Genomic DNA, 12,513 nt, shown 5'->3' on the forward strand with positions numbered 1-12,513 from the left:
CATGCCCCCGATGTTTTGCTGAGATATTTTGAGCACCGAAGACATCCGCAAGCCGTTCGCCGCTTCTCGGCATGATCCACCAGGCCTTCCCTGCGCTCCACCCGCACCCGGAAACCGATCCGGCGAGCACGCGCGCCCGAGGGGCCACCATCGAGCCGCAAGGAACGCCTTTCGCCTGGTCGCTCCGTGCTCATCTTCGAGGGAGGCTTCATCCGGATGCGCGCCCTTCGTGCAACCGCCTTGTTGCTCACCGCGGTCCTGGCCGGTGCGTGCGGGGCCGGGGAGACCCCGGCCGGGCGGGCGGGGGAACCCGCCGTCCCGCCGGTGAACACGCCCGCTCCCGCCCGGTACGTGACCGAGGGGACGGTCGGCTTCCACACGGCGGAACCCTTCACGATCGCCGTCATGCCGGTCGAGCGCCACCCCGGGCTCACGGTGCTCCGCATGGAGATCACGACCACCGCCGACCGGAGCGCCAAGGGCGACTTCGGCTACGGTTCCGTGCCCAGCGACTTCGCCAGGTTCCGCCTGCTGGACCCGGTGGGCAGAAAGCTCTACAACACCCTGCGCGAGAAGGACGACAGCGGTGCGGCCTTCGGCACCAGGCACGTCCTGGCGACCTCCGGATATCCCGAGGACTTCACGCCCGGCGTGCGCTACCCGGTCGAGGTGTACTTCCCCCCGCTGCCCGGCGCCGTCGAAGCCGTGTCGGTCGTACCCGACATGCCGATCGGCCCCCTGACCGGCATCCCCGTCACCGACGGCGACGCCGCTCCGGTCGCCAGGGAGCGGGACCCGTCCGCCGCGCCCACGTCCGGCCAGGTGTTCCGGTGGCCGGTGGTGCCGCCCTCCGGCGAGGTCTGGTCCTGGGTCACCGACCTGACCGAGCTGGTGGAGAGCCCGCAGAAGACCACCACGCAGGAGGGCCCCAGGGAGACCGTCGGCCTCCGCACCGACGTGCTGTTCGCCTTCGACGAGGCCACGCTGAATCCCACGGCGGCCGCCGTACTGGACGAGGTGGCCGCCGAGACCCGGCGGCGGGCCGACCCGGACGAACCTCCGATCACGATCACCGGCCACACCGACGACAGGGGAGACGAGTCCTACAACATGGACCTGTCGCTCGAACGGGCGCGGGCCGTCAGGGACCGTCTCGCCGCCAGGCTCGGCGCCGGCTACCGGTACAGGACCGAGGGCAAGGGCGAGACCGCGCCGATCGCCGAGAACAGGAAGCCGGACGGCGGTGACGACCCCGCCGGGCGGGCCCGCAACCGGCGGGTGGAGGTCTCCTACACGATCAAACAGCAGGGGCCGGACACGACCGCGACCGCCCCTGCCGCCGGAGACGTGCGCGGCTCCGCCCTGGCCCCCGCGCCCTTCCGCGCGACCCCGGGGCCCGCGGCGGCGCACTTCGACTGGACGCTTCACGGAACAGAGCAGGCGATGGGGGTGGACGTGTTGCCCCTCTACCGCGACGGCGCCTACCTGGTGGCCTCCTTCGACATCACCAACCAGCGGCAGGAGGGCTTCACCCTGGTGGCCCCCCAGCCGTTCGGCAGGTGGGGGCACGAGTTCTCCGCCGGGGCGAATCTCAGCGCGTTCACTCTGCTGGACCCGCAGACCCAGACCCGGTACCACCCGGTGAAGGCGCACGGCTTCTTCGTCGAGAACGCGGTGCCCGCGCTGGATCCCGGCGAGGTCAGCCGCGCCTACGTCTACTTCCCGGCGCCTCCCGATGATCGCACCTCCATGACCGTGGAGGTGGCCGGCGGCTCGGCGTACCCCGGCATCCCGATCAGTCGCTGACGGTCTCGCCCCGCCGCCGGGGCACGGAGCCGGGCCGCCTCCAGCGGGTCGAGACGGCGGACGTCATCGGCGCATGGCGCGTGTCCGCCCGCTCGGGGCAGTCCTCCTCATCGGCCGGTCCCGTCCACCGGAGCCGGGTCCGGATCCTCGGCAGGCCCCTTCCCGCCGCCGGTCCGGGCGAGAGGAGGCTCGGGCGCCCCGAGCAGGGAAGCGCCGAGGGCGGTCGTCACGTACACGACGGCACGCCCGGACCGTTCACGCGCCACCAGTCCGCTCTCGCGCAGCACCCGGAGGTGCTGCGTTGCTCGGTCCGCCAGTGGGCTCCCTGCAGCAGCCGGCCACTGCGCCAGCGCAGGGCTAAAAGCTGTCACGGTGAGGCCCGGTGCCGGAGGATCCCGGCATGACATCGGATGCGACACCGGCGGCCTGACCGCCGCGCACATCATCGGCCGGGCCGGGGCGCTTCCCGCGCTGCTGGCCGGACTCGCGGTGAACGCCGCAGTCTTCGTGCGGGCTGGTGGCGCACGCGTTCGGGCTGCGCGCGCCGTACCCCGTCGCAGGCGTGCTGCGCGGGATCGCCTTGCTGATCGCGATGCCCGTCCTGATTCGCGCTCTCCGGAATCAGAGCCGGGCGCCGGCCGCGGTCGGCGTGGCTTCGGCCGTTGGAGGACGCTGTTGGCGAACATCTGCGGTTCGACCGTGTACTGCGGCTGCTCGGCGGCGTCGCCGGTGAGGAGCGCGGCCGAGTCCGCGGTGGATCAGGAAGGGGAGAAGGAGCCTGAAGGCGGCTGCGAAGGCAGTCCGACCTCGACGGCCGTGCCCTCGCCCGGAGCGCTGCGGATCCGTGCCGACCCTCCGTGGGCGTGAGCGATCGCCGCCACGATCGGCAGTCCGAGCCCGCTCCCGGACGACCCGCCGCGGCCGGCCGGCGCCACCCGGTAGAAGCGGTCGAAGGCCCGGTCGAGAGCCTCGGGCCCCATGCCGGGCCCCCGGTCGACGACCTCGATGACCGCCCCGTCCGCCGAGGTTCGCAGGACGATGCGAGCCGGCGTCCGGGGCGGTGTGTGCGCGCGGACGTTGCCGAGCAGGTTGGCGAGGATCTGCCGGACGGCGTCCTCGTCGGCGACCAGCGTGCACACCGCCGGCGCGTCGAGCGTGATCGGCCGGTCGGGTTCCACGGTCAGGGCGTCGGCCACCGAGTCGGCCGCGACCCGGCGGAGGTCGACGGGGCCCGGCTGCAGCCGGGGTTCCTGATCCAGGCGGGCGAGGTAGAGGAGACCGTCGATGATCTTCGCCATCCGGGCCGCCTCTTCGTCGGCCCGCCGCACCGCGTCCGGGCGGCCTTCCGGGGTCACGATGCCCTGGCGCAGCAGCTGCAGGTAGCCGCGGACCGAGGTCAGCGGGGTCCGCAGCTCGTGGGAGGCGTCGGCGACGAACCGCCTCAGGCGCTCCTCCGACCTGGCGCGGGCCGACAGGGCGCTTTCGATGCGGGCCAGCATCCCGTTGACGGCCTGTGCGAGCCTGCCCGCCTCGGTCCGGGGCGAGGTCTCCGGCACCCGGCGGCTCAGGTCGCCGTCGGCGATGGCCCCTGCCGTGTCCGCGATCCGGTCCAGCGGCCGCAGCCCGCGGATGATGGACAGCCGGGCGGCGGACGAGAGCACGAGCAGGACGGCCAGCGCGGTCAGCGACTCCACCAGGAGCAGCCGTACGACGGCGTCGCGCACCGGCTGGAGGGGCAGCGCGACGACCGCCCGGACACGGCCGCCGGGGCCGGTGAACGAGACGGTCCGGTACCGTCCGGCAGCACCGGTGTCGATCGTCTCGGGAGCCGAGCTCCCCCCGGCGGGTGGAACGGGTGCCCGCTCCAGGAGCGCGCCCGGCCGTAACCCGCCGGTGAACGCGGTGCCCGTGATCACCCCGTCCTCGCGACGGAGCTCCACCAGGTACTCGGTCGGGGCGATGGCCGTGCGCAGCAGTTCGACCCGGTCGGCGCCCGCCAGCAGCGGGCTCTGGCGCGCGATCGACGCGGCCCCCTGGAGCTGATCGTCGATCCGGCCGACCAGATGGGAGCGCAACGCGAACACGCTGGCCGCGCCGGTGACCGTCAGCGCCAGCGCGGTCAGCGCCACCATGAGGAGCAGCAGCCGGACGCGCAGCGTCATCCCGGCCTCCGCCCGGGAGCGCGCATGATGTAGCCGAAGCCCCGCTGGGTGTGGATGAGCGGCGGTCCCAGCGGGTCGAGCTTGCGCCGCAGGTAACCGACGTAGGTGTCCACCACGGTGGACATCCCGCTGTAGTCGTAGTCCCATACCGCGTCCAGGATCTGGGCGCGGGAGAGCACCCGGCCCTCGTTGGCCATCAGGAAGCGCAGGAGCTTGAACTCCGTCGGCGACAGCCGCAGCGGAACGCCGTTCCGGCTCGCCTGGCAGGTGTCCTCGTCGAGTTCCGCGTCCCCCACGCGCAGCGTGGCCGATCCGGGCCGGTCCGGGGCCGTCCCGACCCGTCTCAGGACGGCCCGGACGCGCGCCAGCAGTTCGTCCAGGGCGAAGGGCTTGGTGATGTAGTCGTCCCCGCCGTAGGTCAGCCCCGACACCAGGTCGGAACGGGAGTCTCGGGCGGTCAGGAACACGATCCCGGACCGGTGGCCCCGGGCCCGCAGGTCCCTGCACACGCTCAGCCCGTCGGCGTCGGGCAGCACCAGGTCGAGGACGATCAGCGCGGGCGCGTAGGCCTCGGCCTTGGCCAGCGCCTCCACGCCTGTGGCCGCGGTGGCCACCTCGAACCCGTGGAACTCCAGCACCGTCGTCAGGACGTCCCGGATGTTGGGCTCGTCGTCCACCACGAGGATCTTCTCTGCAACCATGACGCCCCCATGAAACCAGTGATTCATGGGAGAACGATGTGAGCTCGCGCCGAGGACGCGTGCAGGACGCGGAGCGGATCCCCCGCGGGGCCCGGCCACAGGCGATCCGCGACGACCTCACACGGAACTCCGGTGTTCCTCCCATGAGACGCACATCGCGGTCTGCTGGACTCCCGTGCCATGAGATCCCTCCCCCCTCCGCCGGGCCGGCGTCCGGCCACAGGCGTCGCGCTGCTGGCCGGAGCCCTTTTACTGAGCACCGGTGCCGCCCGCCCCGTTCCGGCCGAGCTCGTCGCCGCCACGCGCGGCTCGATCGAGACCCCGCCGGTCCAGCCCCCGCCCTTCGAACCGGTCGAGGTCGACCGGGAGATCGCGCTGCCGGCCGGGGTGCGGCTGTCGTCCTCCCAGGGCGTCAAGCTCGCCCCGGACGGCCGGCACCTGGTCATGGGCATCGTCTACCGGGGCGAGGAGCAGGTCGGCGTGATGCTGCCGGACGGCTCCGGCTTCTCCTGCGTCACCTGCGGCAGGCTGAAGACCGCGCGCGGCACCGAGATCTTTCCCGACGGCGGGAAACTGTGGGTGGAGCGGGTTCCGGCAGGCTCCGGCGCGCCCGGCGCCAGCGGCGGGACCGGCGACATCCACTACTCGGTGCTGGAGTGCGCGCCCAGCGTCTACGACTGCCGGACGTCGGAACTCGTCCCCGTCCGCTTCCCCGTCCCCGGTCTCAAGCAGGGCGCCCAGAACCGCGCCGTCCAGATCCACCCGGACGGGCGGCACCTGCGATGGACGGAGGTCCGCGCCCTCGAAGGCGCCCGCATGACCATCGGGCGGCTGGAGCGGCGCGCGGACCGCTACGTCGTGACCGGGCCGCGCGTGGCCAACCCCGCCTTCACACTGGGCGACGATCCCGCGGACTGGGTCGCGGCGGGCAGCTACTACGAGGCCGGGCAGTGGCTCGACGGCGGCAGGACCTTGAAGATCGGCGCCACCGGCAGCGCCCTGAACTACGACATCTTCACCCTCGATCTGGCGACCGGCGAACGCCGCCGGATCACCACCGACACCGACTACAACGAGGGCACCGACGGCTCGCCCGACGACCGCTGGCTGGCCTACACCTCGGCCCGCGGCCTGGACCGCATGGACGTCTTCACCCAGCTGCGGCGACCGCCGTTCATCGACATGGCGTCCTTCGCCCAGATCGGCCGTGTCGGGCTGTGGAACAACCGCCGGTGCATGAACGAGCGCTGGCTCATGGACCGCGAAGGCCAGCGCGGCACCTACGGCGGCCAGCCCGTCATCACCGAGGACGCGTGGGCCATCCGCTCCTGGTCGTGGTACCCCGACGGCACCCGCGCCCTGATCGCCGAAGAGCACGTCACCCCGCGGACGGGGACGGCCGGCCACCGGCCGGACATCCGCGTCCGGGTCCTGCGCCTCCCCTCCCGCACGCCGACCGAGCCGACCCCCGTCGTCGACCTCGACGACATCGACCTGGCCAGGTCCACGGTTCCCGCCGGCGACTACACGGCGGTCGCCGCACGCCAGGTCCGCGGCGAGGTGGTGCACGGCGAGCACTCCGGAACCGCGGAGCCGACCTTCACCGGCACCTTCCTGGCCGGGCGGTGGGCGGTCCGCTACGAGCGGTATTCCGATGACGGGCGCAGCTTCGTCACCGGCACCGAGTCGCTGACGACTCCGCTGGCGTCGTCGGTCGCGACCTGGAAGGCCGACCTGAAGGTCACCGGACGCGACAACGGGTACCTGCGCGGTGACCTGACCGTCCGGCGGCCCGCCACGTTCAGCGGCACCGTCGAGAGCGAGGTCAACGGCAGGCGGCTCGAAGGCGTCCCCACCCAGGCCGACTGCCCCGGCATCCAGCAGCCGCGGCTCTCCGTGACCCGCGCGGGCACCGGCCCCGGCGACACCGTCCGGGTCCGGGTCACCGCCCAGGTCGCCGAGGATCCCGTCCCCCGCCCCGTCCGCGACGCGCGGGTGACGGCCCAGGGCGCCACCGTGCGCACGGACGGCGACGGCCACGCCCTCGTTCCCGCGACCGCCCGGAGCGTGGCCGCCGCCGCGGGCGGCTTCAAACCGGCCGTCCTCCCGCTTCCCTGACACCCAGGAGCCGTCATGCGACCACGACACCGCCCGCGCATCGGCCGCACGGCCGTCGCGGGGATCCTCCTCACCGCCCTGGCCGCGTGGCCCCAGCCGGGCGCCTTCTCCGATTCACCGGCACCTTCCTGGCCGGGAGATGGGAGGTCCGCTACGACCGCTACTCCGACGACGGCCGGACCTTCCTCACCGGCACCGAGTCCCTCACCACGCCCGGTCCCACGCTCCTCGGCATCTGGCGGGCCGACCTCCAGGCGACCGGACGCCATTCCGGCCGCCTGCGAGGCGAGCTCACCGTCACCAGGCCGGCGAAGGTCACGGGCACGGTCACCAGCGACGTGGACGGCGTGCGCTCCAGCGGGCTGCCCACCCAGGCCGACTGCCCCGGCACGAAGCAGCCGCCGCTGATCCTCGGTCCCATCCGGATCGGCGATCCCGCGAACGGAAGGATCCCCCTCACCGTCGAGGTCACCGCCAGGGTCCCGGAGGATCCGACGCTCCGCCCGGTGACGGGCGCAACCGTCACGGTCGGCGGCGCCCAGGCCACCACCGACGATCAGGGCGTCGCTCGGCTCGTCCTCCCCGCAGGCGAAAGACTCCGCCTCACCGCCGCGGCGGGAGGCTTCCGCCCGGTATCCACCGAGCTGGGAGAGTGAGCCGGCGCCGTCCACCGGACGGCTCTCCTCGCGAGGGACGGTACCGCTTCCCGTCCCGGCCTCGGCCGCCGCTGGGACGTCCCGATGCCCTCATGTCAGGCGGGCGCGGTCGCCGCTGCTCAGTGGTCTTGTACAGACAACAACAACTCTGTCCTGTAATCGGACAGAACGCAGGTTTCGGTGGATTCGGCGGGCGGGTATCGCTCTCCTGCGTCCGGTCGCCGCCTCGCCCGAAGCCGACCGGGACGGACACCGGATGCGGTCCGGGTCCCGGCCGAACCAGAACGAGAGAAGGAAGTCCCATGGGCAGGATGTCGCGCATCACCCTCTTCGGGATCACCATGACGGCGCTGGCTTTCCAGCTCCCCGCCGCGGCCGCGGCGGGGGCCGGTGCCTCCTGCCACGGGAAGAGCCCGCTTCGCCACCTGTGCGGAAGCGACGGTCCCGCCCCCGGGACGGCGACCGGCCGCGGTCCCGAAAGCGGTCCCGAAAGCGGTCCCGGCCGCGGGGCGGGGACCGGCGGCGCTCCCGCCTCCGGTACGCAGGGCGCCGATGAGGGGCGGGACGCCGGCGGGGAGCAGGACGACGACGAGCCCACCAGCCGCAGCGGCGACGACTTCTACGATTCGTCGTCCACCACGGCGGGTCCGGACCGCGCCTCCAACTGACCCCTCTCCCGAGGCGGCCGTGGCGGGGCGTCGCAGGTCTCGCCCCGCCGAGGCGGCCGGGGCCGGTCAGCTCAAAGCGAGCTCCGTGACCAGCGGATCGCCCCTGAGCGCGGTCGCCGCCTCGTCCGGGTCGAGGGCCTCCGCGGCCAGGTGGACCCCGGGAGGGATCCGACCGGCGAGCACGGCCCGTGCGGCCAGCGCCGTCACCACCCCGCTCAGGGCGTAGGAGTCCTCCGCGGTCAGGAGCATGCGGGTGGGGCCCGCAGGCGCGCCACGGTGGGGGCGGGCGGTGAACAGCATCACGTAGAACGCCCCGACGTCGGCGTTGTCCAGCCGGGAGGCGTCCACCACCTGCGTGGCGTACGGCCGGAGCGTCTCCAGCGGAGCGGCGTGGACGTCGGGGACGTCCGCCCACGCGCCGGAGAGCGCCTCGGGGATCCTGCCGGAGACGAACACGTTGTAGCAGCGCACCTCGTCCGCGCCGCACGCCGCGGCCAGGGCCTGCGCCTCGGTGGTGAGGTACGGCCAGGCGTGCACCGGCACCGGGAATCCCGGCAGCCGCACCCCGTGCAGCGGCGCCAGCGGAGTGGCGGCTCCCTCCCGCCAGGCGGCCATCGGCACGCCGAACCTCGGGCCGCGGGTCAGGAGCGCGTCCACCGCGGACAGCGGGGTGAACACCGCCGCGCCTCCGACGTAGACGTCCAGCCTGCGGAGCGGGCGCCCGTTGGCGAGCAGCCGGGGCAGCAGACCGGACAGCCCCGGCATCACCCCGGCGGAGAACACCGCGGTCCGCTCCCCGGGGACGGCGGAGCCGGAGAGGGCGTCCTTGGCGGCGAGTTCCCCGCCGATGTCGACGTAGTCGGCGCCGGCCGCGAACGCGGCCCGCGCCACGGTGTCCAGCACCCGGTAGGTGGGGCCCGCGCAGTTCACCACGATCGTGCAGCCCGCGCAGAACCGGGCGAGGTCGTCCGGGTCGGTCAGATCCACCCGCACGGCCTCGGCCGGCGCGGGCAGCGTCCGCGCGAGGTCCGCGGCCCGCGCCGCGTCGCGTCCGCCGAGCCGCAGCCCGCCCGGCCCGAAGGCGGCCAGGCGCTCGGCCGCCGTGCGGCCCACGGCCCCGGTCGCGCCCAGCACGCCGATCACCGGGGGTCCTCCGTTCATCGGGAGTCCTCTGTCCTGGTGCGGGCGGCGTGCGCCACGCCGGCCACCGTCGGATCGGCCAGGAACTCGCGCACGGGCACGGTCACGCCGATCTCCTTGGCCAGCCGGACCACCGTCCGCACCGCGAGCAAGGAGTCGCCGCCGAGGGCGAAGAAGTCCGCGCCGCGGTCCAGTACGGGCACCTCCAGCAGTTCTTCGAACACCTCCGCGACGGTCTGCTCCAGTTCGTCCGCCGGCGGACCGCTGTAGCGCTCTGAGGCGGCTTCGGGCAGCCGGCCCAGCCGCGGCCCGTCCTCTTGGGCGGGCAGATCGGCGGGTTCCGGCAGCCGCGGCACCAGGTCCCAGCCGGAACCGTCGGCGAGGCCGTCCACCACCGCGACGAACTCGGTGAACGCCGCGGTCACCGCCGTCGCGTCGAACAGCTCGTCGACGAGCGAGAACACCGCGACCGCCTCGTCGCCGATCTCGAAGCAGCGCACCTCCAGCGCCACCTGCGGCGTGCGCAGCTGGTGGAAGTAGTCGCCCGCGATGATCCGGCCCAGCGGCCCGGCCTCCTCCGGAGGGCGGCCGCCCATGGCCGCGTCCACGCCCAGCACGCTCTGGAAGACCACCGGTCCCACCGGCCGCCACGTGCCGCGGCGCCGGGCCAGTTCGCGGCCCACCTCGACGCCGGTGACGAGGTTGTGCGCGGCGTGCTCGCCGGAGGTCCGCTGCGCGGCGGCGGCCAGTTCGGCGAAGGTCGCGCCGTGGGCGAGCTCGACGGGCAGCAGCATCGTCGAGGCGAAGGCCCCGACCACCCGGTGCAGATCGGGATGCAGGGGGAGCCGGTTGAGCTGGAGGGAGGTGAGCAGCATCCGGCGGTGGCCCGACCAGCGGGCGAGCACGATCGCGAACGCGGTGAACATGGCCGTGGAGGGGGTCACCTCCCGGCGCGCGCACTCCCGGCGCAGCGCGCTCCAGCGCTCGGCGCTCCAGCGGTGCTCGCGGTTGCCCATGGTGACGGGCCGCACGTCCTTCGGGTCGGCGGCGAGCGGCAGGGCGGGCGGCAGGGGCAGGTCGTCCAGCCGGGAGAACCACCAGTCGCGGTCGGCCCGCCACGCCTCGGTCTCCGGCAGGCCGGCCAGGGCCGTGACGTAGTCGCCGAAGTCCACCTCCAGCGGCGGCAGCACGGCGTTCCAGTCCGCCGCGTAGGCGAGCAGGTCCCTGCTCAGCACCCCCGACGACCAGCCGTCGAAGGTCAGCAGGCTGAACCCGAGGTGGAGCCGCCCCTCACCGCCGGGCAGCAGGGTCAGGCGGACGTCGAGACCGGGCCCGCCGGTGGGGTCGGGGCCGCGGACGCTCATCTCGTGCCGCACCCCGGCCAGTGCCGCCGCCGCGTCCTCGGGGGAGGACGCGCGCAGGTCGTACACCGTCAGCCGGGGAGCGCCGTCGGCCAGGATCCGCTGCCGGCCCTCGGGCGTGACCCTGACCCGCAGGGCGGGCTGGTGGACGGCGAGCCGTTCGATCGCGTCGGACAGGGCGTCGGCGGCCTCGTCGCCGTCCACGCCGCGCAGCGCGTAGTCCAGGTAGTAGTGGGCCGAATCGTAGGACAGCTCCCAGCCGTCCTGCTGGCCCACGAAGTAGCCCTGCTGCAGGGGGAGCAGGGGGAACTCGGCGTACGGGTCGGGGCGCCTGGTCACCTGGAGCGGCAGCGTGCGGGCCATCGGCTCGTCCGAGGCGCGCCGCCGCACCAGGTCGGCCAGCTGGTTCAGGGTGATCTCCACCCGCACGTCCGACAGCGCGAGCACCACGTTGAGGCGCCGGCGCACCAGCGCCGACATCCGCACCGTCAGCACGGAGTCACCGCCCAGCCGCAGGAAGCTGACGTCACCGGGCACGGCGTCGGGGGACAGGGCGAGCAGTTCCGCCCAGATGGCGGCCAGCTCCTCTTTCAGGTTCACGCTCTGCGGGGCGGTGGTCACGAGGGCTCCATCGGTACGGTGGCGACGAACAGACGCTGGGAGAGCGGAGTGAGCGGATCGCCGTCGGGGGGCAGGTCCGCCTCGACCCGCAGCCCGGCCCGGGCGAGCCGGTCCCGCCACTCCGCGCGGGTCAGGTAGGTGCGGGTGGTGCCGGCCCGCCCGTCGTGCCGCGGCGGCGGGCCGGGGCCCTCGCGCGGGGACAGCGCGGGCGGCATCGTGGTCAGGGACTGCGCGTGCTCCCTGACGGTCTCGATGAGCAGCACCCGCCCGCCCGGGGCGAGCCGCCGGGCCACCTGGTCGAGCAGCCGGCCGACGTGGGGCGCGTTGTGCGCCGCGGTCGCCGCCACCACCAGGTCCAGTCCGCCCGGCCGGCCCGGGAGCCCTCCGGCGAGGTCCAGCAGTCCGTAGCGGAGGAAGGGCGCGTCGAACCGGCGCCGGGCGACGTCGAGGAAGAACGGGGACAGGTCGGTGAACAGGTAGGACTCGACCGGTCTTCCGGCGAGCGCGGGCAGCAGGTCCGCCGTGGTCGCGCCGATCCCGGCGCCCAGCTCCAGCGCCCGCAGCGGTCGCGGTGAACGCTCGGCCAGGTCGCGGACCGCTTCGGCGGCGGCGAGGTTGAGGTAGCGGCTGACCGTGTTGTCCCGGTAGACGGCCTCGGCCGTGGCCGGTTCCCCGTCGGGGTAGAGCAGGGCCTGCACCCCGACCTCGTCCCGCAGCAGCTCGGGGATCAGGCGCAGCGAGCGGAGCAGCATCCCGGCCAGCGCGGGAGGGTAGCCGAGGACGGCTGCGGCGTTCTCCATGCGGGTGCGGGCGACGGCCAGCTCGGCCCGGGAGGGGCGGTGCAGGCCGTGGTAGCGGCCTTGCGCGTCCCGGCGGGCCAGTCCCGCCTCGTGCAGCGCGGCGAGCCAGTGGCCGACGATCCAGCGGTGCCGCACCGCGGCTCCCAGGTCCTCGGCGGCCGGCTCGGGCCGGTGCGCGCCGGGGGCGCCCAGCCGAGTGGCGCGGTGGAGCTCGGCCGCGATCCCGAGGAGGACGAGCCGGTCGAGGTCCTCGACCGCGGTGGAGACGGCGGAGGCGTCGATGCCGGTGGTCGCGGCCGAGCCCGCTGCGTGCGCGCGGGCGGACAGGTCGGCTGGCATGAGGGCCCTTCTGCGGAGTCCTGCTGTGGAGTCGTGACCGTGGAGTCCTGCTGTGGAGTCGTGACCGTGGAGTCCTGCTGTGGAGTCGTGGCGGCGGGGCCGTGACGGCGGGGCCGTGCCGCGGACGGCGGTCGGCCACAC

Annotated in this window: 9 protein-coding genes; 4 read left to right on the forward strand and 5 right to left on the reverse strand. The window is 74.1% G+C overall.

Annotated features, from left to right (window positions below; translation table 11 throughout):
* Positions 1 to 216: 216 nt before the first annotated feature.
* Positions 217 to 1,806 carry an OmpA family protein gene (locus tag HS045_RS20255; protein WP_196453029.1) on the forward strand — a complete coding sequence of 530 codons (1,590 nt, stop codon included), beginning with the start codon at positions 217 to 219 and terminating at the stop codon, positions 1,804 to 1,806.
* A 758-nt stretch (positions 1,807 to 2,564) separates the two neighbouring features.
* On the opposite strand, the gene HS045_RS20260 is transcribed toward HS045_RS20255, so the two are convergent.
* Together HS045_RS20260 and HS045_RS20265 are read right to left on the reverse strand one after the other, a co-directional pair.
* A complete protein-coding gene (locus tag HS045_RS20260; RefSeq protein WP_196453030.1) occupies positions 2,565 to 3,968 on the reverse strand; it encodes a cell wall metabolism sensor histidine kinase WalK in 1,404 nt (467 codons plus the stop codon).
* Complete coding sequence (locus tag HS045_RS20265; protein WP_196453031.1) at positions 3,965 to 4,669, reverse strand: response regulator transcription factor; 705 nt, start codon at positions 4,667 to 4,669, stop codon at positions 3,965 to 3,967. Before HS045_RS20265 ends, HS045_RS20260 begins: the two co-directional genes overlap by 4 nt.
* 180 nt (positions 4,670 to 4,849) lie before the next feature.
* Between HS045_RS20265 and HS045_RS20270 the strand changes: the two genes are divergently transcribed.
* From HS045_RS20270 to HS045_RS20280, 3 genes are all read left to right on the forward strand, one after another.
* The gene (locus HS045_RS20270; RefSeq protein ID WP_196453032.1) at positions 4,850 to 6,787 is read left to right on the forward strand and encodes a hypothetical protein; all 1,938 of its coding nucleotides are present in this window, start codon (positions 4,850 to 4,852) and stop codon (positions 6,785 to 6,787) included.
* A gap of 86 nt (positions 6,788 to 6,873) precedes the next feature.
* A complete protein-coding gene (locus HS045_RS20275; RefSeq protein WP_196453033.1) occupies positions 6,874 to 7,443 on the forward strand; it encodes a hypothetical protein in 570 nt (189 codons plus the stop codon).
* Between the two features lie 302 nt (positions 7,444 to 7,745).
* Positions 7,746 to 8,111 (forward strand): hypothetical protein, encoded by a 366-nt coding sequence (locus tag HS045_RS20280; protein ID WP_196453034.1) that lies wholly within the window; start codon positions 7,746 to 7,748, stop codon positions 8,109 to 8,111.
* Between the two features lie 66 nt (positions 8,112 to 8,177).
* On the opposite strand, the gene HS045_RS20285 is transcribed toward HS045_RS20280, so the two are convergent.
* The 3 genes from HS045_RS20285 to HS045_RS20295 are packed head-to-tail and all read right to left on the reverse strand — an operon-like array spanning position 8,178 to position 12,372.
* Positions 8,178 to 9,272: a saccharopine dehydrogenase NADP-binding domain-containing protein gene (locus tag HS045_RS20285; RefSeq protein WP_196453035.1), complete on the reverse strand. Its 1,095-nt coding sequence runs from the start codon at positions 9,270 to 9,272 to the stop codon at positions 8,178 to 8,180.
* On the reverse strand, positions 9,269 to 11,233 hold the full coding sequence (locus tag HS045_RS20290; protein ID WP_307827616.1) for a phosphopantetheine-binding protein: 1,965 nt from the start codon (positions 11,231 to 11,233) through the stop codon (positions 9,269 to 9,271). Before HS045_RS20290 ends, HS045_RS20285 begins: the two co-directional genes overlap by 4 nt.
* Complete coding sequence (locus HS045_RS20295; RefSeq protein WP_196453036.1) at positions 11,230 to 12,372, reverse strand: class I SAM-dependent methyltransferase; 1,143 nt, start codon at positions 12,370 to 12,372, stop codon at positions 11,230 to 11,232. Before HS045_RS20295 ends, HS045_RS20290 begins: the two co-directional genes overlap by 4 nt.
* Positions 12,373 to 12,513: the final 141 nt, after the last annotated feature.

Source organism: Planomonospora sp. ID82291 (assembly GCF_015711645.1).
Taxonomy (GTDB): Bacteria; Actinomycetota; Actinomycetes; order Streptosporangiales; family Streptosporangiaceae; genus Planomonospora.